We start from the raw sequence: 26,303 nt of genomic DNA on the forward strand, positions 1-26,303 counted from the left end.
CTCTCTTGAGGAGGCCGTTCAGCCGCGCTGCCGTACCGGGATCTCTCCCTGACGCCGCGGCTCCCACATCGGCGTCGTCCCCGTGAGCTGACAGACCATGAGATAGAAGGGGATCGGCGGGGTGTACGGCGTGGGGGCGTCCGGCCAGTGGATCAGCCGGGGCTGCTGGGCCGGGACCCGGGTCCCTGAGACGTAACGCGCGGGCAGCGGCCAGTCCAGTTCGAGGTCGGAGCCGGCCGGGACGATCCACCACCACCACTCGGTGTCGGCGAAGACGCAGCCGGTACTGGGGAGCCGGCCCATCAGCCGGAACCCGTGCCTCGCCGGGACGCCCACCGCGTCACAGCCGAGCGAGGCGGGCAGGGTCGGCGGCAGCGGCAGTTGCGCGAAGCCGCTCCGCTCCTCACGCAGCCCGCGGGCGAACCGGCGCATCGCACCCATCAACACGGTTGCCCCACCTCGTGCGGCAGCTCCGCCCAGACGACACGCCCGGCGCCGTAACCGGAGGTGTCGTGCGTCCCCCAGCAGCTGCTCATGGCGTCCACGAGGAGCAGCCCGCGGCCGCCCTCGTCGTCGGACACACGGTGCAGCTGAGGACCCGTGGGGCCGAACCCCTGGTCCTCGACGGCGATGTGAAGGCGGCCGTTCTCTGCGCGCAATTCGCAGATGACATGGTCGCCGGGCGCGTGGACCACGGCGTTCGTGACCAGTTCCGAAACGATGAGGATCGCCGTTTCGAGCGTCTCGTCCGTGGTACCCCACCGGCCGAGCCGCGCCCGGGTGAGCCGTCTGGCACGACAGACCGACTCGGCGTGGGCGGGCAGTGCGAAACCGTAGCGGCGGACAACGTTGCCAGGACACACGGTCATCAGTGGGGGGGTGAGCGCGTTACCAGGTGCCACGACCGATTCCTAACGGTGGGGAAGCAGCACCGTGCGAAACCTCCGGGCGGAGCACGACAACTGCGTGAACTGGTTCACCGAACCACTCTCCACCCGTGCGAGACACTTGGCAAGTAGCACTGTGAAATTTCCAGAGTGCCGTGTTCTTACTGGCCAGGGCATGGCACACTGCTGGGAACCGTGCATGGGGAGGTTCCAAAGTGAGTGAACCGCGGTCTGCCCCGACCGTGGGACAGGTCGTACTCGGCAAACGCCTGATGGATCTGCGCGAGAGAGCCGGCCTGAAACGCGACGAAGCAGCAAAGCTTCTCCGGGTGGCGTCGGCCACTGTCCGCCGGATGGAGACCGCCGAGGTCACGCTCAAAGTCCCCTACGTGCAGGTGCTGCTCCGGGCCTACGGGGTCGGCGACGAGGAAGTGAACGCCTTCGTCGAGCTGACCGAGGAGGCCAACAAGCCGGGCTGGTGGCAGCGGTTCCACGACATCCTGCCGGACTGGTTCAGCATGTACGTCAGCCTGGAAGGCGCCGCCTCCCTGATCAGGGCGTACGAACCGCACTTCGTCCCGGGACTCCTCCAGACGGAGGGCTACGCCCTGTCGGTCATGCACGCCGGCGCCGTGGGGCAGGTCCAGCCGGACGCCATCGACCGGCACGTGGCACTGCGTATGCGACGCCAGTCCCTGCTCACGCGGTCGGACGCACCCAGATTGTGGGTGATCATGGATGAGACGGTACTTCGCCGTCCCGTCGGTACGCCCGAGATCATGCGCGAGCAGATCGACCGGCTCATCGACGCGTCCGAGATGTCCAATGTGACGCTGCAGATCGCGGAGTTCTCCACCGGGCACCACCCCGGCACGTACGGGCCGTTCGTGCTCTTCCGATTCGCCATGCCCGAACTGCCCGACATGATCTACAGCGAGTACCTGACCGGCGCCGTCTACCTCGACGCGCGTCCCGAGGTGGCGACCCACCTGGAGGTCATGGACCGCATGGCGGCTCAGGCTGCAACTGCACAACGCACGAAGGAGATCCTCAAGGATGTCCGCAAGGAGCTGTGAATGGATCCGATATACAACGGCATGCCCGCCACCGACCTCGGCGCCGAAGGCTGGCACAAGCCGTGGAGCGGCGGCAACGGCGGCAACTGCATCGAGGCCATGAAGCTGGCCGACGGCAGGGTGGCCGTGCGCCAGTCCAACGACCCTGACGGCCCCGCGCTGATCTACACCCACGGTGAGATCGCCGCGTTCATCCAAGGCGCCAAGTCCGGCCAGGCCGACTTCCTGCTGACCTGACCTGACCGACCGGACCGCACCGGTACGACCCCAACTGATCAGACGTGACTCGGTATGACGCGAACCGTTCGCCCGGATCGGCCGGATCCCGCCTGGTACGAGCCGATCAGGCCTGATCGGATCTGAACCCACCTGTTCCTTGCCACTGTTCTTGTCAGCGACGTTGAGACTCATGGAGTGCACATGACCGGGCATGACCCCATCGACACCAGCAGGCCGCACCCGGCCCGGATGTACGACTGGTTCCTCGGCGGCAAGGACAACTACCCCGTCGACGAGGAGATGGCACGCCAGCTCCTCGAACTCAACCCGCTCGGCCGCGAGATGGCCAAATGCAACCGGGCGTTCATGCACCGGGCCACCCGCTGGCTCGGCGACACCGCGGGCGTGCGCCAGTACCTCGACATCGGTACGGGCATCCCGACCGAGCCCAACCTGCACCAGATAGCGCAGGAGGTCGCCGCCGACTCGCGCGTCGTCTACACCGACAACGACCCCATCGTGCTGCGGCACGCCGAGGCGCTGCTGCGCAGCAGCCCCGAGGGACTGACCGAGTACATCCAGGCCGACGCCCGCGAACCCGACAGGATCGTCGAACAGGCAGGCAAGATCCTGGACTTCGACAAGCCGGTCGCCCTGTCGCTCATCGCCCTGCTCCACTTCGTCCCAAACGAGGACGGCGCGCACGAGCTGGTGCGCAAGCTGCTGGAGCCGCTGGCTTCCGGCAGCTACCTGGTGATCTCCCACGTCACGGGCGACTACGACCCGGAGGGCTCGGAGAAGGCCGCCGAACTCTACAAGGCGAAGGGCGTACCGCTCGCCCTGCGTTCGCGTGACGAGGTCGGGCACTTCTTCGACGGTCTGGAACTCGTCGACCCCGGGGTCTCCCTGGTGGCCGAGTGGCATCCGGAGCTGGGCGAGGTCGTCCCCGTACCGGGCGACGGACTGATTCCCGGTTTCGTGGGCGTGGCTCGCAAGCCCTGACGGCCCGCAAGTTCTGACCGTCCGCGAGTCCGGCACCCGGCATTCGCGGGACGACAGGACACAGGACTCACACGGTCCGGATCGGCGGGGGTCCGGACAGGCAAGCGCGTCGGCGCCGCCGCACTCTCCGGGGTGCGCGGCGCCGAGGCGTTTTCCGCACCCCTCCCCGTCCGTCCGCCCCTCCCCGGACGGGCACAATGTGCGGATGGCCCGACGCCCCACACGCCCCACGGGCACCTCATCGAGCGCACGCGCCGCAGCGACCTCACGCGGTTCCCGGGACACCTCGCCCTGTCTGTGCGGACTGCCCGCCTCCTACGGAGAGTGCTGCGACCGGTTCCACGCCGCGACCGCCGCCGCCCCCACCGCCGAGCGTCTGATGCGCGCCCGCTACAGCGCCTTCGCGGTGGGTAACGAGCCCTATCTGCTGACCACTTGGCATCCCGCCACCCGCCCGTCGCGGGTCGACCTCGACCCGGCGATGCGCTGGGCCGGCCTGGAGATCCTGGCCGCCACCGAGGGCAGCGCCTTCCACACCACGGGCACCGTCACCTTCCGCGCCCGCTACACCCGGCGCGGCGAGGAAGGCGCCCTCCACGAACGCAGCCGCTTCGAGCGGCACGACGGCGCCTGGGTCTATGTCGAGGGCACCCTCGTGGAGTAGCGGGGCCCGCCGGGTCAGCCCGACGCCAGCACCTCGGCCAGGTCGTAGCGCACCGGCTCCTCCAACTGCGCGTACGTGCACTCCCCGGGCGTACGGTCCGGGCGCCACCGGCGGAACTGCGCCGTGTGCCGGAAGCGGTCGCCCTCCATGTGGTCGTACGCCACCTCGCACACCCGATCCGGCCGCACCGCGATCCACGACAGGTCCTTCTTGCCCGTCCAGCGGCTCGGCGCGCCCGGCAGCCTGGCGCTCTCGTGGGCCGACTCCCGTGCCCACGCCGCCCACGGGTGCCCCTCGGTGGAATCCATCACCAGCGGAGCCAGCTCGTCCACCAGCTCGGCCCGGCGCTTCATCGAGAACGCGGCGCACACCCCCACGTGCTGGAGCGTCCCGGCCGTGTCGTGCAGGCCCAGCAGCAGGGAGCCGACGACCGGGCCGCTCTTGTGCAGGCGGTATCCGGCCACGACGACGTCCGCCGTCCGCTCATGCTTGATCTTGTACATGACGCGTACGTCGGGTCTGTACGGCAGATCCAGCGGCTTGGCCACCACCCCGTCCAGCCCGGCGCCCTCGTAGCGCCGGAACCACTCCTGGGCCAGCTCCGGGTCCGTGGTGGCCGGTGCCAGATGAACGGGGGCCGAGACACCCCCGAGGGCGTCGACGAGCGCGGCGCGGCGTCCGGACTGCGGGGTGGACAGCAGCGACCGGTCGTCCAGCGCCAGCAGGTCGAAGGCGACGAAACTCGCCGGGGTCCGCTCGGCGAGCGTCCGCACCCGCGAGTCAGCCGGGTGGATGCGCTCGCCGAGCCGGTCGAAGTCCAGCCGGCCCTCGTACGCGATCACGATCTCGCCGTCGATCACACACCGCTCGGGCAGCTCGCGCAGGAAGGCGGTGACCAGCTCGGGGAAGTAGCGGGTCAGCGGCTTGCCGTTCCTGCTGCCGATCACGACCTCGTCGCCGTCCCGGTGGATCAGCGCACGGAAGCCGTCCCACTTGGCCTCGTACTGCATACCGGGCGGGATTTTCGCCACGGACTTGGCCAGCATCGGTTTCATCGGAGGCATCACCGGCAGATCCATGCGTCCGATTGTGCGCGGGAGAAGGCCGGTCCGCCCGATGTGCGGGCCGGGGGAGCCCGGCCTACCGTGGCGCGTATGGCGAGCAAGGGCGCGGCGGTGGAGCTGGAAGTCGGCGGTCGGGCGGTGCGGCTGTCCAGCCCGGACAAGATCTACTTTCCCGATCGGGGCTTCACCAAGCTGGACGTCGCCCGGTACTACATCGCGGTGGGGGAGGGGATCACCCGCGCCCTGCGGGACCGGCCCACCACCCTCCAGCGCTACATCGAGGGCATCGGCGGCGAGTCCTTCTACCAGAAGCGGGCGCCCAAGAACCTGCCGGACTGGATCCCCACCGCCCGCATCGCCTTCCCCAGCGGACGCACCGCCGACGAGATCTGCCCCACCGAACCGGCCGCCGTGCTCTGGGCGGCGAACCTCGGCACACTGACCTTCCACCCCTGGCCCGTACGGCGCGGAGACACCGAGCACCCCGACGAGCTGCGCATCGACCTGGACCCGCAGCCGGGCACCGACTTCAAGGACGCCGTTGAGGCCGCGCACGAGCTGCACGGCCTCCTGGACGAGCAGGGCCTCCACGGCAGGCCCAAGACCTCCGGCGGACGCGGTCTGCACGTCTTCGTGCCGATCGAACCGCGCTGGACCTTCACCCAGGTACGGCGCGCCGCGATCGCCGTCGGCAGGGAGCTGGAGCGGCGCATGCCGGGCCGGGTCACCACGGCGTGGTGGAAGGAGGAGCGCGGCGAGCGGATCTTCGTGGACTACAACCAGACGGCGCGCGACCGCACCATCGCGTCGGCCTACTCGGTGCGCCCCAACCAGTACGCCACGGTCTCCGCGCCGCTGCGCTGGGACGAGCTGGACGACGTCGCCCCGCGCGACTTCGACATCATGACGATGCAGACGCGCTTCGCCGAGCTCGGCGATCCGCACGCGGACATGGACTCCGAGGCGTACAGCCTGGAGGGTCTGCTGGAGCTGGCGGCCCGGGACGAGCGGGACCACGGTCACGGCGATCTGCCGTACCCGCCGGACTACCCGAAGATGCCGGGCGAACCGAGGCGCGTCCAGCCGAGCCGCGCGCGACCCGACCCGCCGGACACGCCCTGAGTCTTCGACCGCCGGACAGGCCCGGACGGCGAAGTGCCCCCTCCCGTAAGGGAAGGGGCACCTCTTCGGCGGATCCTCCTAACGACGCGTCCCGCTGGGGACGCGCCGGGTCAGAGCTCCTTGATCCGGATGTCGCGGTACGAGATGACGTCCGTCGTGCCGTGCACCTGGAGCCCGACATAGCCGGACGAGTAACGCCGGCCGTCGGTACCCACGTCACCGGCGCGCGGCGGAGTGAACTCCTGGCCGCCGATGTTGTCGAACTCGTTGATCACCACACCGTTGCGCAGGATGGTGTAGTGCTGGTCGACCACCTTGATCTCGTAGTCGTTCCAGGTGCCCTTCGGAGTGACGGCCGCGCCGGCCAGACCCACGCGGTCGAAGCCGTAGATCGATCCCGTCTTGTACATGTCGCCGTCGGGGCGGTCCAGGATCTGGACCTCGTGCCCGTAGTTGATGGCGACCCACTCCGGCCGGCTCTCCAGCGGATGGCCGTTGACGTTCGGGAAGCGCACGAACACACCGCCGTTGGCGTTGCCCGTGCCCGGGGCGTCGTCACGGAACTGGAGCTTCAGCGAGAAGTCGTCGTACTTCCGCTCCGGGAACCACAGCATGCCCATGCCCTCGACGGTGGTGCTGCTCGTCATCGCACCGTCCGCGGTGAGCGCGAACTTGCCGCCGCCGACCTGAGCCCACTGGGAGAAGGTGTCGTCCGTGCCGTCGAAGAGCGTGCGGTAGCCGGTCGTCTGACCCGGCCGGCCGATCTTCGACTGCCTGGCGGCCTTCGTGATCTTCGTGAACTCGCGCTGGTCGATGACACCGGCCGTCCTGAGCTTGGTCAGCACCGTCTCGACGTGCTTGAGGAACAGGGCCTGCGAGGACCAGTCCTTCTCGTCCTCGATCAGCTCGTTGATCGTGCACCGGTTGGTGGTGAGACGGTTCGGCACACCGGTGTCGACGGCGCCGACGATGACCGTCAGACGTACGTCGAACTCGGGGCAGTTGGGGGCCGGAACGCCACCGCCCTTGGCGATGGTGAACGTGACCTCCTTGGCCGCCGAGGTGTTGCCCGCCTTGTCCGTCGCACGGTGCGCGAGCTTGTGGTAGCCCACCGCGTCGACGATCACCGCCTTGGTGTACGCGAGGTACGGACCGCCGTCGAGCGAGTACTCGATCTTCTCGACACCCGAGTCGTCGTCCGTCGCCTTGATGGTCGCCGTGGCACTCGTGATGAACGCCCCGTCGGAGTTCTTGTCACCGGTGACCGCCACCGTGGAGACCGGCGCGGTCGTGTCCTGCGCCGGAGGGGTGACCACGGTGAAGTCGACGGCCTTCTCGGCCGCGGCGTTGCCGGCCTTGTCGGTCGCGCGGTAACGGACCTTGTGCGTGCCCACCTCGTGGACCATCACCGGCGCCTCGTAGGCCTGCCAGGCCCCGTCGGCACCGATCGCGTATTCGATCTTGTTGACACCGGAACCGGCGTCCGACGCGGTCACGGTGACCGTGGCCATGTCGAGGTAGTCGCCGTTCGCGTCCTGTTCGCCGGTCACCGTCGCCGAGGTCTCCGGCGCGGTGGTGTCGTCGGTGGGCGGGGCGGCGACCTTGAACTCGGCGGTCTTCTCGGCGGCGACATTGCCCGCCTTGTCGGTGGCCCGGTATCTGATCGCGTGATCACCGACGGTGTTGACCACCACGGGTGTGGTGTAGAGCTGCCATTCGCCGTCGGCACCGATCGCGTATTCGATCTTGTCGACACCTGATCCGGCATCGGTGGCGGAGAGCGTCACCGACGCCTGGCCTATGTACGCGCCGGCCTCGTTCTGATCGCCGTCGAGCTTGACGGCGGTCTCGGGCGCGGTGGTGTCCTCACCACCGCCGCCCTCGGTGACCGTGAGGATGCCGGTCATCATGCCGTGTCCCGGTATCGTGCAGAAGTACCGGTAGGTGCCCGGGGTCAGGTTGACCTCGGCCGTCTGCTTGCCGCCCTGGGCGTCGTCCGGACTGGCCATCAGGTTGAGCGTCACGTCGTTGTTGTAGTCCGGGTTCGACGTGTCGAACGTGACCGTGTGCGGCATCGACGTGGTGTTGCCGGTGGCCTTGCTGTTCTCGAAGACGATCGTCGCGGGACCCGCGACGGCGGTCGTCGGAAACGTCAGGTACTCCGTGGTGGAGTTGCCCGCGGTCCAGTTCAGTACCTGGTCCGCCGCGGTCCGCCGGTTGTCGTCGCGTCCGTACGCCTGTGTGGAGGTCAGCCCCAGCACCAGCATCAACGAGCCCAGCAGGGCCGTCCACAGATGCAGAGGTCGTTTTCTCGGTGCGCCACCCTGTCTCACCGCGCCGCCTTCCTTGCCAGATCCACGGCGGCGGGAGTGGCCTCGCCGCCCTTGTACGTCACACGCCACAGTGCCGACTTCGCGTCCGAAGTAAAGAAGCCACGCCCGTAGTCGAGGACGTAGAGCGAGCCGTCCGGAGCGAACTTCCAGTCCATGAGGTTACGGATGCCGCTCTCACCGACCGGAATGATCTTCTTCAGGGACTCGGCGTGCACGGGCAGTCCGCCCTTGCCCGCGGTCCTGGGGTCGAGCTCGACCGCGTGCCGCGGCTGGGTCTGGTCGTAGAAGTCGCCCACGAACCACTTGCCGTCCCAGTACGAGGGCCAGCTGTCGGCCGTCGCGTTCTCGGCGTCGAACCGGTAGAGCGGACCGTTCATGGTCGCCTGACCGCCGCCCTTGAGCCACGGGAGGAGGTAGGTCGCTTCCTCCGCCTTGTAGCTCGGGATGCCGTTCGCGTCACGCGGGAAGTCCGGCGCGCCGCCCTGGGGCGAGTACCAGATGGTGTTGCCGGTGACCGGCGGGATGTTCACGAGACCGTCGTTGTTCGGGGACTCGTTCTTCGGCGCGTCGCAGTTGTACCAGCCCAGCGGCTTCGTCGGGTCCGGCAGGTTGCGGTCGCGGTAGGGCTGCTTGTTGCCCATGCAGTACGGCCAGCCCTGGTTGCCCGCCGTGGTGATGGCGGCGAAGGTGTCGTACTTCGCCGGGCCCCAGGTGGTGCTCGGGGCGCCCGCGTCGGGGCCGACCCAGCCCGCGTAGAGCGTGTCGGTCTTCTTGTCGACGGAGATGCGTGCCGGGTTGCGCACACCCATCACATAGATCTCGCCGCGGGTCTTGTCGCCGCCCTCGGCGGTCTCCTCACCCGTGAAGAGGTTGCCGTCGGGCAGGGTGTAGGTGCCGTCGTCCTCGGGGTGGATCCGCAGGATCTTCCCGTTGAGGTTGTTGGTGTTACCGGCCGTACGGCGCGCGTCCGCGAAGGAGACGCCCTTGTAGTTCGGCTGCGGGTTGTTGCCCGAGTAACCATCGCTGAACTGCGAGGAGTTGTTGTCCCCGGTCGCGATGTAGAGGTTGCCCTTGGAGTCCCAGGCCATGCCGCCACCGGAGTGACAGCAGCTGTTGATCTGCACCGGCCAGGCGAGCAGCGTCTTCTCGCTGGCGAGGTCGAGCTTGTTCGTCGCCAGGTCCAGCGTGAAGCGCGAGACGCGGCGCTCGGCCATCCGGGTGTCACGGTTGATCTCGGAGTGGGGCGTGTAGTGCAGATACACCCAGCCGTTGGTCATGAAGTCGGGGTCCAGCTCGATACCGAGCAGGCCCTCCTCGTTCTTGACCAGTTCGTCGCCGCCGCCCTTGTTGCCGAAGATGGTCAGGCCGCCAGCCTTCGTGACCTTCTTGGTCTCCGGGTCGTAGACGTGGATCTGGCCCTCGCCCTTGCCGATGTCCGGGTTCGCCCAGTCGGTCACGACCGGCTGGGTGTTGTCGCCGCCGCCGCGGCCGATGTAGAACACGCGGCCGTCGGGCGCGACGACGGTGCCGTGCGGCTCGCCGATCTGGTCCGACTCGCCCGGCTTGTTGGGCTGAGTGACGCGCTCCGCCGCGTAGTTGGCGTCGATCGTCGCCTTGCAGTCGGCGCGCGAGATGCGCGTGGTCCATTGGAGTGCGCCGCGCAGGTGGTCGCGGAAGTCGGCCTCGGCGTACGAGTCGACGGTGGCGCCCATGCCCGTGTAGAAGGACCGGCCGCCGTCGTAGTCACGGCACCAGGAGATCGGGTGGTCCGCGCCGTTGGCGCCCTCACCCGGCTTGTAGGTGCTCTCCCTGAGCCGGGCCACGGTGTGCACACTGCCGGACGGGTTCTTGTCCCAGTTGAACCACTTGTCGGAGCGCTTCCACTCCTTCGGCAGGTTCTTGGTCGCGGGGTGCTGGCGGTCGCCCACCTCGACGGTCGCGCGCTGGACGGAGTCCGGGCTGGCCGCGGGACGGGCACCGATCAGTCCGGTGAACCAGTCGGAGTACGGCTCGGTGCGCGCCGCGTCCCGGACGCCGAGGAAGCCTCCGCCGGCTTCGACGAAGGCTTCGAGTCCCGCTTCCTGCTCGGGATCCAGTACATCGCCGCCGCCCGTCAGGAAGACGACCGCGTTGTACTTGCCGAGCTTGGTGGCGTTGGTGAAGACCGAACCGTCACCGTTGGTCTCGGTCTTGAACCGCTGTGCGGTGGGGCCGGAGAGGCCGATCTTCTCGATGGCCTCGATCCCGGCGTTGACGATCGGGGATTCCTCGGTGGTCGAGCCGTAGAAGACGAGTACCTTCACGTCCTTGCCGCCCGGCGGCGAGGGAAGGGACAACGTTGTCGAAGGCGGCTCCGGGTACGGGCCCGCCATGGCGTTTCCGCCTAGCAGAGACGCGGCCATCGTCCCGGCCACCACGGCCGCGGCCATTGCGCGCCGGGATCTTGACCGGCGATGTGGTACGCGCTGCATGTGTTCACCCACCCATCTTTGGTCACAGCAACAGGCGTGAAGCTAGACCTCTTTGGGCGGTGAGCCAAGAGGTATCACCGGAATGGAACCAACTTTGTCCTGAGTGTGGATAAACGAAGATCCCCGAGCTACCGTGTGGCCGTCCCGGGGCTTCACTCTGTCCCGAAAGTCTCAGCACCGCATGTGGGGAGTTCGGCATGGCGATGGACAGAAGGAGTTTCAACCGGCGCCTGGTGGCCGGCGGCGCGGTCGCGGCAACTGGCGTGACATCGTTGTCCGTTGCCTCGGCAGCCCCCGCGCCGATGGCCGCCGCGGCGGGCCCGAAGCGGGCACCCGCCGGCGGCAAGGTGCACCATCTCACGATGGTGGCCGAGCGGTTGGGCACGGGAAAGATCGGCTACGGCTTCGAGAAGGGCAAGGCGACGGTCCCCGGCCCGCTGATCGACATCGTCGAGGGCGACACCGTCCACATCGAGTTCACCAACCTCACGGACGTCGACGCCAGCCTCCATGTGCACGGTGTCGACTACGACATCGCCAACGACGGCACCCGTATGAACAAGAGTCATGTGCCGCCGGGCGGCAAGCGCACGTACACCTGGCGCACCCACAAGCCCGGCAAGCGCGCGGACGGCACGTACCGCGAGGGCAGCGCGGGCTACTGGCACTACCACGACCACGTCGTCGGCACGGACCACGGCACGGGCGGGATTCGGCAGGGGCTCTACGGCGGACTGGTGGTCCGCCGGGAGGGTGACATCCTGCCGGACAAGCAGTTCACGATCGTCTTCAACGACATGCAGATCAACAATCTGCCGGGCGCCCAGAGCCCCAACTTCGAGGCCACCGTGGGTGACCGCCTCGAAGTCATCATGATCACGCACGGCGAGTTCTACCACACGTTCCACATCCACGGTCATCGCTGGGCCGACAACAGGACCGGCCTGCTCAGCGGCGCCGGTGACACCAGCCGGATCATCGACAACAAGATCACTGGACCGGCGGACTCCTTCGGGCTCCAGATCATCGCGGGCGAGGGGGTCGGAGCAGGCGCGTGGATGTACCACTGCCACGTACAGAGCCACTCCGACAACGGCATGGCGGGCCTGTTCCTGATCGCCAAGCCGGACGGCACGATCCCCGGGTACGAGCCGCACCACCCGACAGCGGCCAAGAAGGGTGCCAAGGACGCGAAGGGCGCGAGCGCCCAGGGCGGCCACGCGGGGCACTGACGGTCCCGCGCCGGGCGGTCCGCCCAGCGGACCACCCCCGGCGGGTCCCCTTCCGTACACATGCGAGGGGACCCGATCGGTAGCAGACTCGGGAGGGCAAGCGCGGGGGCCTCACGAAGGAGCGGCGATGCTCACCACCCGTTACGTGCAAGGCTCACCCAACTGGGCGGATCTCGCCACACCGGACATCGAGGGTGCGAAGACGTACTACGGAGGCGTTTTCGGCTGGAACCACGTGTCAGCGGGGCCCCGGTTCGGCGGCTACGGCATGTTCCAGCTGGACGGCAGGACCGTCGCCGGGGCCATGCAACGCCCGGCCGAGCAGGCCCCGCCGGCCTGGACGCTCTACTTCCAGACCGCCGACGCCACGGCCACCGCTTCGGCCGTGAAGGACAACGGCGGCACGGTCGTCAACGAGCCGATGGACGTCGAGGACCTCGGCCGGATGACGCTCTGCGCCGACCCCGCCGGGGCGTCCTTCGCCACCTGGCAGCCGGGGAAGAACACCGGCCTGGAGGCCGTCGACGCCCCGGGCAGCCTCTGCTGGGCCGAACTCTCCACCCCGGACACGACCGCCGCCACCGACTTCTACGGCGCCGCCTTCGGCTGGGAGACCACCACCATGCCGATGCCGGGAGGCGGGGGCGACTACATCATGGTCCACCCCGCGGGTAAGGGCGCGGACGGCATGGTCGCGGGGATCGTGCCCGCCGACGCCGTTCCCGGCTCCGCCGCGACGGGGCCGAACTGGCTCCTGTACTTCGGCACGAGCGATTGCGATGCTGCGGTGGCGGCCTCGGACCGGCTGGGCGGCACGACCGTACAGGAGCCCACGGACATCGAGGGCGTCGGCCGGTTCGCCGTGGTGAGCGACCCGTACGGCGCGCGTCTGGCGTTCATGCAGGGCGCCTCGCAGGACGCGTGAGCGGGTGAGGGCACCGCTCCGAGAGCTTGCCCATCAGGCCATTGATCGAATGTTTATCGGCACCAGGCAGCGTGTGTGCCATGCCGATCAATCCCATGAACTCCCTCACCAGCATCACCGGGCGCACGGGGCAGGAGCTCGCCTGGCAGGAGAGCGCCCTGTGCGCCCAGACCGGACCCGAGTTCTTCTTCCCGGCCCCCGGCTCGTCGACCCGCGAGGCCAAGCAGCTCTGCGGTGCCTGCGAGGGCCGGCTGGAGTGTCTGGAGTACGCCCTGGACAACGACGAGCGCTTCGGAGTGTGGGGCGGTCTGTCGGAGAAGGAGCGCGAGCGTCTGCGGCGCGCCGGTTCGGGCACTCGGACGGCCGAAGTCGCCTGAGGCGGCGAGCAGTTCACCCGGTCGGCCGGTCGGCCGGTCCGGTGGGCCCGGCCAGCCGATCAGGGAGCACCCGATCGGCTCCGGACAACCGCGTGTCAGGACCGGTCAGGAAGCGGGAAGCTGGAACGTTTCGCCGTACATCTTCCATCGCAGGGGCGGCGCGAGGTCCATGTGGCCGTCCTTGAGGAAGACCCGCTGCGCCGTGTCGATGCGCGAGGTGTCCCGCTGTGTCTCGGTGACCTTCGTCCTGATCACGTCCCGGCTCTGGTCGAGGAAGGCGTTGAGGTACTTCTTCTCGGAGCCGCCCTCGGCCGCCGTCTTCGCCTCCTTCATCGCCGCGTGCCGGATGCCGTAGAAGCCGCCCGCGTCGAGACCGGGACCGTGCAGTACCATCGCGTCGTAGTAGATGAACTGACCGAGCGTGCTCAGGCCGTCCATCTTCGCGAGCCGGACCGCCGGGTCGAAGTACAGCTGGTCCCGGATGCCGTCCTGGGCCTCGCGGAAGGCGGGATCCTCGGCCGCCGTCGCCCACGCCTCCGTGAACCCCGGGTCCAGCCCCTCGTGCGAGTCCGTGCCGTCCACCTCGCGCAGCGCGGGGAGGTACGAGGCCAGCGGGTTGTCCGGGTGGTGCTTCGTGTACGCCTCGACGAGCTGGAGCATGTCGTTGGTGCCCGAGCAGAATCCGATGATCCCGGCCGTGTAGCCGTTGCCGTCGTCCAGGTCCTCGATCGCGTCGTACTGGTCGCGCCAGTCCAGCGTGGAGTTCTCCGCGCTCGCCACGATCCGGGCGGCGATCTCCTTCTTGCCGGGGGCCGCGAGACCGGGCGGCATCTTCCTGATCCGCTCCTCCAGCTCCGCTTTCTCGTCCTCGCTCCCGGAGGCGAGGGGGTTGGGAGCGGCGCTCGTCGTGTTCTGCGGCGGATTGTCGGCCAGCACGGCGGAATCGTCGCCTCCGCCGAAGATGACGGAGACGACGACAACGATGGGTGCGCCTATGAGGAAGAGGCGGGTGACAGGCTTCACGCCGCAAAGCGTACGATGCCGGATTCGAACACCCGTGGGGAGCTGCCCCTCAGCGCCGACACACCCTGGTGGGACGCGTGATGAGGCCGTGGTGACCTCGGCGGGCCGGAGCCCCGGCGTCCGGGCGCGGGCGGTGACGCCCGGACGCGCCGGACCGGGTCAGCGCGCGGCGCGCGCGGCCATCCGCACCTTGCGGGCGGCGAGCTTCTCGTCGAACTTGGCCGCCTCCGAGTCGAGCCCGCCCATGTACAGACCGAGCTCCTCCTGCGCCTTGAGGCCCTCGGGGCCGAGCCCGTCGATGTCGAGCACCTTCAGATAGCGCAGCACCGGCTGGAGCACGTCGTCGTGGTGGATCCGCATGTTGTAGATCTCGCCGATCGCCATCTGCGCGGCGGCACGCTCGAAGCCGGGCATGCCGTGTCCCGGCATCCGGAACTGCACGACCACGTCACGTACGGCCTGCATCGTCAGGTCCGGTGCGATCTCGAAGGCCGCGCCGAGCAGGTTGCGGTAGAAGACCATGTGCAGGTTCTCGTCGGTGGCGATGCGCGCCAGCATCCGGTCGCAGACCGGGTCGCCCGACTGGTGGCCGGTGTTGCGGTGCGAGACGCGGGTCGCCAGCTCCTGGAAGGCGACGTACGCGACGGAGTGCAGCATCGAGTGGCGGTTGTCCGACTCGAAGCCCTCCGCCATGTGCGCCATCCGGAACTGCTCCAGCTTGTCCGGGTCGACGGCGCGCGAGGCGAGCAGGTAGTCGCGCATCACGATGCCGTGCCGGCCCTCCTCGGCGGTCCAGCGGTGCACCCAGGTGCCCCAGGCGCCGTCGCGGCCGAAGAGACTGGCGATCTCGTGGTGGTAGCTGGGGAGATTGTCCTCGGTCAGCAGGTTCACCACGAGGGCGACCTTGCCGATGTCGGTCACCTTGGACTGCTGCGGCTCCCAGGCCGTGCCGTCCTCGAAGAACCCGGGGAAGTTGCGCGCGTCGGACCAGGGCACGTACTCGTGCGGCATCCAGTCCTTGGCGACCTTGAGATGGCGGTTGAGTTCTTTCTCCACCACCTCTTCCAGCGCGTACAGCAAGCGGGCGTCGGTCCACGCCTCCGAACTGCCGGGATGGGGAGAGGTGAGTGTCACGGATGCTCCTGGGGACGGGAGTGGTACCTACGGGTTCGTAGGTTACGTGACCGTAGGTTAAGGGCGCGATAAGCGGGAGCCAAGCCCGGAGACGTGATGCCCGCCTACATGCGGTTATGGGCGCAGGTCACGCAGCCGAACGGAGAGGCAGGTCACGCACCCTTCGAGCTTCTCGAACTCGCTGATGTCGACCGGAACGGGCTCAAGACCGAGATCCGCGAACAACTCGGCGCTGCGCGGCGCGCTCGCCGCCATCAGCGGCTTCCCGCCGCCGAGCAGCACCACGTGCGACCCCGCCTCCTCGGGAACGGCCAGGAAACGCGGGAAGAGCGACGGGTCGTCGACCAGCGGCGCGTGGCCGATCACGGTGCCGTCCGGCAGTGCGGTCACCGCCGACTTCAGATGCAGCACCCTGCTCACCGGTACGGCGACGACCCGCGCGCCCAGCGGCTCGAACGCGGCGCGCACCTGCCGTACGCCCGCCTCGTTCGTCCGCCCGCCCTGCCCCACGTACACCGTGTCGCCGACCTTCAGGACATCGCCGCCGTCGAGCGTGCCCGGCTCCCGTACGCGCTCGACCGAGCAGCCGAGCGCGGTCAGCGCCTCCTCCACGGCCGCGGTCTGCGGCCGGCGCGACTCGGCGCCGGACCGCGCGATCAGCGCGACGTCACGGAAGACCACCACGGTGTCCTCGACGAACACCGCGTCCGGGCAGTCGTCCGCCGGCGCCGCCTCCGTCGTCTCCCAGCCGTGCGCCCGCAGCGCACGGGTGTACGACTCCCACTGCGCGAGGGCCAGTCCGGCGTCGACGGGAGTGCGCTCCAGATGGGTCACCAGGCCCTCGGTGAGACGGGGGCCCGGGCGTCGGATCAAGGCTTGCCTGCTGGACACGCGGACCTCCGGACGGGTCGTCGCCGCCCCGGCCGGGGCGGCGACGACCACGCTAGGGCGTGTCCGGAAAGTCCCGCCTGGACGGCGCTACTTTCCGGACACGCCCCGGGGGCAGGGGTTCGCGCTGCGGTGGGTTCGGCGTCAATCGCCGGACGGGTCCGACAGGCCAAGCTCCCGCCGCAGGTACCGCGCCGTGAACGACTTCGGGTGGCGAAGCAGTTCGCCCGGCGTGCCCTCGAAGACGATCTCGCCGCCGTGCTTCCCGCCGTCCGGGCCCAGATCGATCACCCAGTCGGCACGCTTGACCACATCCATGTTGTGCTCGACGCAGATCACCGAGTTCCCCGCGTCCACCAGCCGGTCGAGCAGCGCCAGCAGGGTGCCGACGTCCGCCATGTGCAGTCCGGTGGTCGGCTCGTCCAGGACGTACACGCTGCCGGTACGGTGCAGTTGGGTCGCCAGCTTGATGCGCTGCCGCTCCCCGCCCGACAGCGAACTGAGCGGCTGACCGAGCGTCAGATACGTCAGGCCCACGTCGTTCAGGGTCCGGAGCTTGCGCAGTAGCAGCTTGTCGCCCCCGAACTCCTCGAAGAACGGGATCGCCTGAGCGGCCGTCATGTCCAGGACGTCGACGATCGACCGGCCGCCCACCTTGTGCGCGAGTACGTCGTCGTTGAACCGCCGTCCCTCGCAGACCTGGCAGATCGTCGTCACCGGATCCATGAACGCCAGATCGGTGTAGATGATCCCGCGGCCGGCGCACTCGGCACAGGCGCCCGCCGAGTTGAAGCTGAAGAGGCCGGGCTGGACGCGGTTCACCTTCGCGTACACCTTGCGGACGGTGTCCATGACGCCGATGTACGACGCCGGGGTGGACCGTGACGAGGCCGTGATCGCGCCCTGGTCGATGACGATCGCGTCCGGGTGGGCGGCCGTGAAGACCCCGGAGACCAGCGTCGACTTGCCCGACCCCGCGACACCGGTCACCGCCGTCAGCACCCCGGCCGGGAACTGTACGTCGATGCCCTTCAGGTTGTGCAACGCGGCCCCGCGCACCGGCAGTTGACCGGTGGGGGAGCGGAAGTGCTCCTTCATGGGGGTACGGCTCACCAGATGCCGCCCGGTGAGCGTGTCGGCCTCCCGCAGCCGCTCCACCGTTCCCTCGAACACCACCTGCCCGCCGTCCGCGCCCGCCCGCGGCCCCATGTCGACGACATGGTCCGCGATCGCCACCACATCGGGGTCGTGCTCCACCACCAGCACCGTGTTGCCCCGGTCGCGCAGCCGCCGCAGCAGATCGTTCAGCCGCCCCACGTCACGCGGGTGCAGGCCCACGCTCGGCTCGTCGAAGATGAACGTCAGCCCCGTCAGCGAACTCCCCAGATGGCGGACCATCTTGAGCCGCTGTCCCTCGCCGCCGGACAGCGTCGTCGTCTCCCGGTCCAGGCTCAGGTAGCCGAGTCCGATCCCGACCAGCCGGTCCAGCCGTGCGCGCGCGGCGGCGGCGATCGGCGTCGCCACCGGATCGTCGATCCGTGCCAGCACCTCGGCCAGGTCGGCGACCTCCATCCGTGTGAAGTCCGCGATGGACAGTCCGTCGATACGGGTGGCCAGCGCCGCCTCGTTCAGCCGGGCCCCGCCGCACGCGTCGCACACCCGCTCCGAGGTGAAACGGCTCGCGGCCTCCTTGCGCTTCTCGGACATGCCGGCCGTGTCCCGCTTGAGGAACAGCCGGGTGAAACGGCCCACGATCCCCTCGAACCGTACGTCGGCCGACCCGGCCCGCATCTCCACCTTCACGGTGAAATCGCCGCCGTACAGCAGCATGTGACGTTCCTCGGCGGTGTACCGGTCGATCGGCTTGTCCGGGTCGAAGTGCCCCGATCCGGCGTACAGGTTCCACTCCCAGCCGCCCACCGTCAGCCCCGGCAGCAGCAGCGCGCCCTCGTTCAGGGACTTCGACCAGTCGACCGCGCGTTCGAGGTCGAGCCGCACCACCCGGCCCACGCCGTCGCACTCCGGGCACATGCCGGACGGGTCGTTGAAGGAGTACGCGGTGGCCGCCCCCGCGCTCGGCGTGCCGTACCGCGAGAACAGCACCCGGATCACCGAGTAGATGTCGGTCATCGTGCCGACGGTGGAGCGGACGTTGCCACCGACCGGTTTCTGGTCGATGACGATCGCCACCGACAGATCGTCGATCGCCTCGACGTGCGGCCGTTCGTACTTGGGGAGCCGGTTCCTGATGTACGTCGTGAAGGTCTCGTTGAGCTGTCGCCGGGACTCCACGGCGATGGTGTCGAAGACGATCGAGGACTTGCCGGAGCCGGAGACACCGGTGAAGACGGTGATCCGGTCCTTGGGGATGGTCAGCGAGACGTTCCTGAGGTTGTTCTCACGGGCGCCCACGATGGTGATGTTCTGTGGCATGCGCCCGAACCTAATCGGGAAACCAGACAGCTCCTGTCCGGTTTCCCGAAGAGATCCTCAGGCGGGCTGACCTGCCCGTACCTCCTCCGCCGTGGTGTCGCGCAGCTCGCCGTCGAGCAGCAGCCAGCGGGTGACGCCGATCGACTCCAGGAACGGCACGTCGTGGCTCGCCACGACCAGCGCGCCCCGGTAGGCCCCCAGGGCCGCCGTGAGCGCGCGCACGCTCGCCAGATCGAGACTGTTCGTCGGCTCGTCCAGCATCAGCAGCCGGGGCGCCGGCCGCGCGAGCAGCAGGGCGGCGAGCGAGGCGCGGAACCGTTCCCCGCCCGACAGGGTCCCGGCCGGCTGGTTCGCCCGCGCGCCCCGGAACAGGAAGCGGGCGAGCCGCGCCCGGATCTCGTTGTCGGTGGCGCCGGGCGCGAAACGCGCGACGTTCTCGACCACGCTCAGCGCGTCGTCCAGGACATCGAGCCGCTGCGGCAGGAAGCGCGTCGGCACCAGCGTCTCGGCCTCGCCGGAGACCGGGGCCAGCTCCCCGGCGACCGTCCGCAGCAGTGTCGTCTTGCCGGCGCCGTTACGTCCCACCAGCGCGATCCGCTCCGGGCCGTGGATCGCGACCTCGCCCGCCGCCCGCGCGCCGTACCGCAGCTCCAGCTCGCGCAGCCGCAGCACGCCGACACCGGCATGGACCTCCGTGGCGGGCAGCTCGATCCTGATCTCGTCGTCGTCGCGCACCGCCTCCACCGCCTCGCCGAGCCGCTCCCGCGCCTCCGCGAGCTTCGTGGTGTGCATGGCGCGGTGCTTGCCCGCCGACACCTGCGCCTGGCGCTTGCGCTGGGCCATGATGGCCTTCGGCTCGCGCTTGTTGTCCCACATCTTCTGTCCGTAGCGCTTGCGCCGCGCCAACTTGACCTGTGCGTCGGCGAGTTCGCGCTTCTGCCGCTGGACGTCGCCCTCGGCGGCCCGCACCATCCGCTCCGCGGCCTCCTGTTCGACGGCCAGGGCCTCCTCGTACGCGGAGAAGTTCCCGCCGTACCAGGTGATCTCGCCCTCCCGCAGATCGGCGATCCGGTCGGCCAGATCGAGCAGTTCGCGGTCGTGGCTGACCACGACCAGCAGGCCGGGCCAGGTGGCGACGGCGGCGTGCAGCCGCCGGCGCGCGTACAGGTCCAGATTGTTCGTCGGCTCGTCGAGCAGCAGCACCGAGGGCCGGGCCAGCAGCAGCGCCGCCAGCCGCAGCAGGACGCACTCGCCGCCGGACACCTCGCCGATGGTGCGGTCGAGACCGACATGCCCGAGCCCGAGCTGGTCGAGAGTGGCGCGCGCCCGCTCCTCGACGTCCCAGTCGTCGCCGACGGCGGCGAAGTTCTCCTCGCTCGCGTCGCCCGCCTCGACGGCGAGCAGCGCGGCGCGGGTGCCCGCGATACCGAGCGCCTGGTCGACGCGCAGAGCGGTGTCGAGGACGGCGTTCTGCGGGAGGTAACCGATCTCGCCCACCACGTCCGTCCGGCCGGCCGTCGGGGTGAGCGCACCGGCGATGAGCTTCAACAAGGTTGACTTACCCGACCCGTTGACTCCGACGAGGCCGGTTCTGCCGGGCCCCACGGCCAGTTGGAAGTCGTCGAACACGACGCTCCCGTCCGGCCAGCCGAAGGAGAGGGCGGAGCAGGTGATCTGGGGGGAACCGGACATACGGGTCTCCTGGCTGCTGCGAAAGGGATGCGGGGCAACGGTGGGAGACACCGGCGGAGGGCACCGGGGAAGGGACGGCTCGATCGCCGAGGTCGCACGCGGTGCGCGCGGGCAGGGAGCCGCGCGGCACGGTGTCTCAGGACCTCAGAAGAGCAACGTCCTACTCCGTTCGGTGACAACAGGAACGCTGAACACCGTACGAGGGCGCCGGGGAGGGGGCAACGCGTTTTTCCGGTGGATGGCGAGTGGGAACGGCGCAGTGGTTCAGCAGGCGTCGCGCAGCAACTCGGCGAGGTCGTGGTCCAGATCGAGATGCAGATGCTCGCGCCCGACCGGGACGACGCCCAGTGAGCGGTCGAGGAAGCGCCGTACCTCCGACGTGCGGACATGGACCATCGCGACGCCCTCGGGAGCGTGGAACTCCAGGACCGTACGGTCGTAGCCGAACGGCCGCACCCGTACGTCGCCGAGTCCGGCCGGCTCGTCCATCCCGACGGTCAGCAGCTCGCGGGAGAACGCCCAGGACACCTCCGTGCCCTCCAGCGTCGCCGTGGGAGGGAACGCCATCCGCACGGCGAACGGATCCTCGCCGTCGTAGCGCAGGGTGGCGGGAACGGTCTCCAGCTGCGGCGCCGAGGCGACCAGCCGGGCTTGCAGGGCCTGCTCGATGACGGTGGACAAGGCCAGCTCCCCTTCGCACGGCTCGGGCGGATGTGCGTCTTCCGCTACAGGGAAGGACGACGTGGCGCGCCGAAGAGTGCTCGGGAAACGGCGTGACCTACGTCACCGTTTTCGCTACTCGCGAGTCGGGCTCACCGCGGCGGCCCCGACCGTGCGGTACTCCGCGCCGGGCGATGACCGGCTTGATCCCACGTTTCCACAGCGGGCGGCGGTACTTGCTTTCCCCCGGGTGGAACGTCCTCCGGAACCTCGGGATCCCGGTCTCCAGGTCTCCACGATCAAGGGATAGGGCCGTACTCGCCAGTCGGCGAGTACGGCCCCGTGAACTCCCGTCCATCATCCGTCGGTTGCGCCCGCGTCAGGCGCTCCGGGCTACCGGATCCGCCCTCGGAGGCGGGGGTGGGATCGGCAGGTTGATCACGACCCGGTCCAGGGCCTAGCAGTTGCCGTCCGACACCCGGAGCCCCTTGTTGGCGCCTGCCGTCCGGGCCACGATGTCCGGCACGCAGCCGGCCTGATCGAGGCTGTAGGAGTAGGGGATGCTGATCGTGGTGTTGGACCTCAGGTCGGGCCCTGCGGGGTTGTTCTCGCTACTGGGGTCGGACCAGGTCACGTTGTCGAGGATGTTGCCGCTGACCTGCCAGTATCCGGCCGCGTCGGTGTAGAAGGTGCCCAGGACGTCCTTGGAGTTCCTGAAGTAGCCGTTGTCCACCTTGGCGCGGGCCCCGGCCCGGGAATTGATGCCGGACTCGTTGAGCTTCACGTAGTGGTTGTTGTAGATGTGGGCTATGCCGCCGCGCAGCAACGGCGTGCGGGAGTCGATGTTCTCGTACAGGTTGTGGTGGTACGTGATGAAGCCGTTGGAGAGTTCACTCTCACTGGACCCGACGAGGCCACCGCGGCCGGAGTGGCGCAGTGTGCTGTAGGACAGGGTCACGTACCGGGTGTTGTCCTTCATGTCGAAGAGGCCGTCGAACCCTTCCGACTCCCCGCCCGACGCCTCAAGGTTGACGTGGTCGACCCAGATGTTGCGGACGTCGCTCTCCATGCCGATGGCGTCACCGCCGTTGGACGTGGGCGAGCCGGACTTCTTGACGTTCCGGACCGTCACGTTCTGGATGATGATGTTGCTGGACTTGCGGATGTGGATGCCCAGTTGATCGAAGACGGCTCCACTTCCGACGCCGACGATCGTGACGTTGCTGATCTCTTTGAGCTCGATCACGCCGGCGGCCGTGTTGCAGCTGTCGCCCGAGACCTTGCTGGTGTTGCCGTGGTTGACGGTCCCCTCGACCTCGATGGTGATCGGCGTGCTGCTGCTTGCCCGGCCGCACAGGGCCGCGTGGATCGCGGTCCCCGTGGTGGCCCGCACCGTCCGGCCGCCCGCCCCACCGGTGGTCCCACCGTTCTGGGTCGCGTAGCCGGTGGCACTGCCGGTCGCCGCCGATGCCTCGGGCGTCGACAGAAACACACCGGCCGCGGCCACGAGGGCCATCGTGGCCAGCGCCGCATGGAGTCGCGGTGCGACTGCTCGTCGTGTCATTTTCGCCTCAACTTTCTTCTTGTGCGCGGGTGTTGTGGCTGGAGGCCAAGTCGCCGCCGCGGCCTCCGGCCGACCGGCCGTCGACATGGCCGACCGGCCCGAGCGCTCTTGTCGATGTGAGCCGGGGCCGTGGTCGCGCCACGGCCCGGAATAACCTGAGTCCTCGTGGTCGTCGGCGCCGCCGCCGAGACCGTGACACCGCTGCGCGTCACCGTCCGCCGTCGGCGGGATCCGCGCTGTGGGGAGGGCCGGTTACCGGTTGACCCGGTTTCCGCCGAAGGTCACCACGAGGCGGCCGTCCGTGGCGAAGTCCCAGTCCAGGGCGCCGGCGTACGCGGAACACCGCGATCCGTTCGAGCCGGTCCAGAACTGGTTCGATCCGTCGGCGTTGCCCACGGTCCTGTCGTTGGACCCGTCGCCGCCGCGGCACCAGACGTTGCCGCGGAACACCGAAGTACCGGCGTCGAAGGAGAAGTTGCGCTCGGCGTTGTCGATGCTGATGTTGTCCGAGAGTGTCATCGTGCCCGGGTTCCGGTTGTAGGTGAACCCGTGCTTGCCGTTGTCGTAGGCGATGCTGCGCCGGACCACGTGGTTGACCTTGATGTCCTCACCACCGAGCTTGTAGCCGTTACGGTCACCGCTGGCGTTCTGGGTGCCGTCGGAGAGGGTGCCGTTCTCGTAGGCGAGTGAGTCCTCGATGGTCACCGCGCCGATCGCTCCCGTATCCGACTTGGTGTAGAGGTCCCAGCCGTCGTCGATGTTGTTGTGGGACGCGGCGTGGCGGAAGACGTTGCCGGGGCCGGATGTGAGCTTGGCGGCGAATCCGTCGGCGTCCTCACCGTCGGAGTCGGCGTTGTCGTGCGACTCCGCGCTCAGGATCAGGTTGTTGGACGGCCACTGGTCGCGGGGCGTGTCGGAGGCCATACGCGAGAGCTGTTGCCCGGTGTCGTGGTTGAAGCGCGTCACCGTGCGCTCGATCACGTTGCCGCTGCCGCCGACGAAGATGCCGTTGTCGCCGGCGTGCTCGACGACGATTCCGCGGACGTGCCAGTACGACCCGTTGACCGCGAGCCCGCGGTTCGACGAACTCTCCGACTGGGCCGCGAAGTTCAGCACCGGCGTCTCGCCCCGATAGGCGGTCAGTTCGGTGCGGTCGCCCGAGGTGCGGTCGGTACCCTGCGCCATGGTGACCGTCTGTGAGTACCGGTACGTGCCGCCCCGCAGGTGAATCGTCCCGCCGGGAGCAAGGCACTTGACGTGGCCTCCTGGACTCCTGAGCCGTCCACCCGCCCAGATGCCGTCCACGAGTTTGAAGAACGGATGGTCGCGGGCAGGCCCCCTACGTCCTGGAGTCGCCCGCCGAATGTCCGAGCCTCTTAGGCTGACCCACCATGACGACCATCAGGACACCCGCCGACGAGGCCGACGCCCGGGCCGTTCAGGACGAGTTGCGGCGGCTCGTCGTGCTCGACGAGGCGGGGCCCGCGGCCGGCACCGGGCTGGTGACCGGGGTCGACGTCGCGTACGACGACGAGCGGGACATCGTCGCCGCCGCGGCCGTCGTCCTCGACGCGGCCACCCTCGACGTCGTGGACCGGGCGACCGCCGTCGGACGGGTCGCCTTCCCCTATGTGCCGGGGCTGCTCGCCTTCCGTGAGATCCCCACCGTCCTCGCCGCGCTCGACGCCCTCACGTCGGACCCGGGGCTGGTCGTCTGCGACGGCTACGGCCGCGCCCATCCGCGCCGGTTCGGCCTCGCCAGTCACCTCGGCGTGCTCACCGGGCTGCCGGTGATCGGCGTCGCCAAGAACCCCTTCACCTTCTCGTACGAGCAGCCCGCCGACCGGCGTGGCGAATTCTCGCCGCTCCTCGCCGACGACGGCGAGGAGGTGGGCCGGGCGCTGCGCACGCAGGACGGTGTGAAGCCCGTCTTCGTCTCGGTGGGGCACCGGACCGATCTCGACACCGCCTGCGCGCACACCCTGCGCCTCGCCCCGGACTTCCGTATCCCGGAGACGACCCGTCAGGCCGACACCCTCTGCCGCCAGGCCCTGCGCGACGCCGTGGAGGGCACGCGCGGAAATTGATCCGGCGCGCGGCGATGAGTTTTCCGCACCACCCCGGTCTGTCCTTCGTACGAGCGTGGCGGCCCGTGCCGGGGGGGCCGCCACGCGGTCTCAGCGCGAGTGCGCGACCCGGAAGGTCATCCCGGCCGACCGCAGCCGCTCCAGCAGCGCGTCACCCATCGCGGCGACCGTCGTGACCTGCCCCGACGTGGGGGGAAGGTCGTCGAAGGCCAGGCTCAGCGCCGCCTCGGCGAGTATCTTCGCGGTCTCGTCGTAACCCGGATCACCGCCCGAGACCTCCGTGAACACTCTGCGCCCACCGCCCTCGCCCACGAACCGCACCGTGAACCAACTGCTGCTCCTGCGTGCCTCGCTGGGCCCGGAACCCGGCTCGAAGCGGTTCATCAGGGCCCGCCGTACCGCGGGCACCTGTGCCAGCGCGGCGCCCGCCCCCGCGGCCACCGTGCCGCCCAGGGCGACCGGCAGCGACTTGACGGCGGCGAAGTGCCGGTAGCGGAAGTCGGGGCCGTAGCGCGGCACCGCCGCCGCCGAGCGCGCCACCACCCGCGCGTCGAGGGTGGGCAGCGGCAACGCCCAGACGCCGGTCTCCCTGCTGAAGTGCGGCGTGCCCAGCGGCCCGACGGCCCGGCGCCCCACCAGCCGGGGCTCGTGCAGCCGCCGCTGCCTCGCCGCCTCCATGGTCTGCCGCCCGCGGCTGAGCGCGTTCAGGGCCGAGGCGAGCGTCCCGCCGGAGAAGAACGCGTTGGTGCGGACGAAGCCGTCTATGCGCACCGGCACGTCCGCGGGCAGTTGCCGGACCGTGAAGTACGCGCCCAGATCGTGCGGTACGGAGTCGAACCCGCAGGCGTGCACCAGCCGCGCCCCGGTCTGCCGCGCCCGGTCCTCGTACGCCACGTACATCCGGTCGACGAACTCGGGCTCGCCGCAGAGATCCGCGTAGTCCGTCCCGGCCTCGGCGCAGGCGGCGACCAGGTTCTCCCCGTGCCAGACGTACGGGCCGACGGTCGTGGCGAGCACCCGGGTGGACTCGGCGAGCGCCCGCAGCGACGCCGGGTCCGCGGAGTCGGCCACCAGCAGCGGCAGGTCCGCGCAGCGCGGGGAGAGCCGGGCCAGCCCGGCCCGCAGTTTCTCCAGCTTGGCCCGGTCGCGGCCGGCGATCGCCCACCGGCAGTCGTCGGGCGCGGTGAGGGCGAGGTACTCGGCGGTGAGCGTCCCGACGAAGCCGGTCGCCCCGAAGAGCACCACGTGGTACGGGCGTTCTGCCCCGTTCTGCCTGTTCATCGAGTCTCCGCCGTTCGAGCCGCGCCGTCGCCGGTGCGGTGGTCGGTGCCGTTGTCCGTGCCGTTCCTTGCCCTGTCCGTGCGTTGTCGGGGGCCGAGGCTAGCGCCTGCGGTGGCGGACCGGCCGGGCGGGTGACCAGCATCGGACGTCATGGGTGTCGCGCGGGGCG

Annotated in this window: 21 protein-coding genes and 2 pseudogenes; 9 read left to right on the plus strand and 14 right to left on the minus strand. The window is 69.4% G+C overall.

The window, feature by feature from the left end:
- Positions 1 to 18 precede the first annotated feature (18 nt).
- Both SSPS47_RS29800 and SSPS47_RS29805 read right to left on the minus strand, forming a co-directional pair.
- Positions 19 to 441, minus strand: a complete 423-nt coding sequence (locus SSPS47_RS29800) for a hypothetical protein (RefSeq protein WP_239065108.1) — start codon at positions 439 to 441, stop codon at positions 19 to 21.
- A complete protein-coding gene (locus SSPS47_RS29805; protein WP_164253637.1) occupies positions 441 to 902 on the minus strand; it encodes an ATP-binding protein in 462 nt (153 codons plus the stop codon). The genes SSPS47_RS29800 and SSPS47_RS29805 overlap by 1 nt, the downstream gene beginning before the upstream one ends.
- A gap of 200 nt (positions 903 to 1,102) precedes the next feature.
- Here SSPS47_RS29805 and SSPS47_RS29810 point away from each other — a divergent pair, with 200 nt between their 5' ends.
- The 4 genes from SSPS47_RS29810 to SSPS47_RS29825 all read left to right on the plus strand — a co-directional run bounded on the left by SSPS47_RS29810 (position 1,103) and on the right by SSPS47_RS29825 (position 3,848).
- Positions 1,103 to 1,963 carry a helix-turn-helix transcriptional regulator gene (locus SSPS47_RS29810; protein WP_164253638.1) on the plus strand — a complete coding sequence of 287 codons (861 nt, stop codon included), beginning with the start codon at positions 1,103 to 1,105 and terminating at the stop codon, positions 1,961 to 1,963.
- Positions 1,964 to 2,200: a DUF397 domain-containing protein gene (locus SSPS47_RS29815; RefSeq protein ID WP_078074169.1), complete on the plus strand. Its 237-nt coding sequence runs from the start codon at positions 1,964 to 1,966 to the stop codon at positions 2,198 to 2,200. It abuts the gene before it with no gap.
- Positions 2,201 to 2,383: 183 nt separating this feature from the next.
- Positions 2,384 to 3,184, plus strand: a complete 801-nt coding sequence (locus tag SSPS47_RS29820; RefSeq protein WP_164253639.1) for an SAM-dependent methyltransferase — start codon at positions 2,384 to 2,386, stop codon at positions 3,182 to 3,184.
- 205 nt (positions 3,185 to 3,389) lie between these two features.
- Positions 3,390 to 3,848, plus strand: a complete 459-nt coding sequence (locus SSPS47_RS29825; RefSeq protein ID WP_164253640.1) for a YchJ family metal-binding protein — start codon at positions 3,390 to 3,392, stop codon at positions 3,846 to 3,848.
- A 14-nt stretch (positions 3,849 to 3,862) separates the two neighbouring features.
- Here SSPS47_RS29825 and SSPS47_RS29830 read toward each other — a convergent pair whose 3' ends face one another.
- Positions 3,863 to 4,927: an ATP-dependent DNA ligase gene (locus SSPS47_RS29830; RefSeq protein WP_164253641.1), complete on the minus strand. Its 1,065-nt coding sequence runs from the start codon at positions 4,925 to 4,927 to the stop codon at positions 3,863 to 3,865.
- Positions 4,928 to 5,002: 75 nt separating this feature from the next.
- On the opposite strand from SSPS47_RS29830, the gene ligD reads away from it, so the two are divergent.
- Positions 5,003 to 6,034, plus strand: coding sequence for a non-homologous end-joining DNA ligase (gene ligD, locus SSPS47_RS29835; protein WP_164253642.1), 1,032 nt, complete (start codon positions 5,003 to 5,005; stop codon positions 6,032 to 6,034).
- A 110-nt stretch (positions 6,035 to 6,144) separates the two neighbouring features.
- Here the strand turns inward: ligD and SSPS47_RS29840 are convergent, their stop codons facing one another.
- A complete protein-coding gene (locus tag SSPS47_RS29840; RefSeq protein ID WP_164255162.1) occupies positions 6,145 to 8,301 on the minus strand; it encodes a family 16 glycoside hydrolase in 2,157 nt (718 codons plus the stop codon).
- A 62-nt stretch (positions 8,302 to 8,363) separates the two neighbouring features.
- A complete protein-coding gene (locus SSPS47_RS29845; protein WP_164255164.1) occupies positions 8,364 to 10,838 on the minus strand; it encodes a ThuA domain-containing protein in 2,475 nt (824 codons plus the stop codon).
- Between the two features lie 203 nt (positions 10,839 to 11,041).
- On the opposite strand from SSPS47_RS29845, the gene SSPS47_RS29850 reads away from it, so the two are divergent.
- From SSPS47_RS29850 to SSPS47_RS29860, 3 genes are all read left to right on the plus strand, one after another.
- Positions 11,042 to 12,070, plus strand: a complete 1,029-nt coding sequence (locus SSPS47_RS29850; protein ID WP_147876518.1) for a multicopper oxidase domain-containing protein — start codon at positions 11,042 to 11,044, stop codon at positions 12,068 to 12,070.
- A 127-nt stretch (positions 12,071 to 12,197) separates the two neighbouring features.
- On the plus strand, positions 12,198 to 12,995 hold the full coding sequence (locus SSPS47_RS29855; RefSeq protein WP_164253643.1) for a VOC family protein: 798 nt from the start codon (positions 12,198 to 12,200) through the stop codon (positions 12,993 to 12,995).
- 80 nt (positions 12,996 to 13,075) lie between these two features.
- Entirely contained in the window at positions 13,076 to 13,372 is a 297-nt protein-coding gene (locus SSPS47_RS29860; RefSeq protein ID WP_275405178.1) for a WhiB family transcriptional regulator, read from the plus strand.
- Positions 13,373 to 13,477: 105 nt separating this feature from the next.
- On the opposite strand, the gene SSPS47_RS29865 is transcribed toward SSPS47_RS29860, so the two are convergent.
- The 8 genes and pseudogenes from SSPS47_RS29865 to SSPS47_RS29900 form a co-directional block, all read right to left on the minus strand.
- Positions 13,478 to 14,395, minus strand: a complete 918-nt coding sequence (locus SSPS47_RS29865; RefSeq protein WP_239065109.1) for a chitosanase — start codon at positions 14,393 to 14,395, stop codon at positions 13,478 to 13,480.
- Positions 14,396 to 14,554: 159 nt separating this feature from the next.
- The gene (locus tag SSPS47_RS29870) at positions 14,555 to 15,529 is read right to left on the minus strand and encodes an acyl-ACP desaturase (protein WP_164253644.1); all 975 of its coding nucleotides are present in this window, start codon (positions 15,527 to 15,529) and stop codon (positions 14,555 to 14,557) included.
- Positions 15,530 to 15,643: 114 nt separating this feature from the next.
- Entirely contained in the window at positions 15,644 to 16,420 is a 777-nt protein-coding gene (gene ddaH, locus SSPS47_RS29875; protein WP_164253645.1) for a dimethylargininase, read from the minus strand.
- A gap of 141 nt (positions 16,421 to 16,561) precedes the next feature.
- A complete protein-coding gene (locus SSPS47_RS29880; RefSeq protein ID WP_164253646.1) occupies positions 16,562 to 18,850 on the minus strand; it encodes an excinuclease ABC subunit UvrA in 2,289 nt (762 codons plus the stop codon).
- Between the two features lie 57 nt (positions 18,851 to 18,907).
- Positions 18,908 to 20,542, minus strand: a complete 1,635-nt coding sequence (locus tag SSPS47_RS29885; RefSeq protein ID WP_203557956.1) for an ATP-binding cassette domain-containing protein — start codon at positions 20,540 to 20,542, stop codon at positions 18,908 to 18,910.
- Positions 20,543 to 20,806: 264 nt separating this feature from the next.
- Positions 20,807 to 21,223 carry an SsgA family sporulation/cell division regulator gene (locus SSPS47_RS29890; RefSeq protein WP_147876340.1) on the minus strand — a complete coding sequence of 139 codons (417 nt, stop codon included), beginning with the start codon at positions 21,221 to 21,223 and terminating at the stop codon, positions 20,807 to 20,809.
- A 439-nt stretch (positions 21,224 to 21,662) separates the two neighbouring features.
- Positions 21,663 to 22,766 (minus strand): annotated as a pseudogene (locus SSPS47_RS29895) (pectate lyase); the annotation flags it as partial.
- A 252-nt stretch (positions 22,767 to 23,018) separates the two neighbouring features.
- A pseudogene (locus SSPS47_RS29900) lies at positions 23,019 to 24,008 on the minus strand (silent information regulator protein Sir2); the annotation flags it as partial.
- A gap of 149 nt (positions 24,009 to 24,157) precedes the next feature.
- Between SSPS47_RS29900 and SSPS47_RS29905 the strand changes: the two are divergent.
- The gene (locus SSPS47_RS29905; RefSeq protein ID WP_164253648.1) at positions 24,158 to 24,853 is read left to right on the plus strand and encodes an endonuclease V; all 696 of its coding nucleotides are present in this window, start codon (positions 24,158 to 24,160) and stop codon (positions 24,851 to 24,853) included.
- Positions 24,854 to 24,943: 90 nt separating this feature from the next.
- On the opposite strand, the gene SSPS47_RS29910 is transcribed toward SSPS47_RS29905, so the two are convergent.
- Positions 24,944 to 26,134 (minus strand): saccharopine dehydrogenase NADP-binding domain-containing protein, encoded by a 1,191-nt coding sequence (locus tag SSPS47_RS29910; protein ID WP_164253649.1) that lies wholly within the window; start codon positions 26,132 to 26,134, stop codon positions 24,944 to 24,946.
- Positions 26,135 to 26,303 lie beyond the last annotated feature (169 nt).

This window comes from Streptomyces sp. S4.7, assembly GCF_010384365.1.
GTDB lineage: Bacteria > Actinomycetota > Actinomycetes > Streptomycetales > Streptomycetaceae > Streptomyces.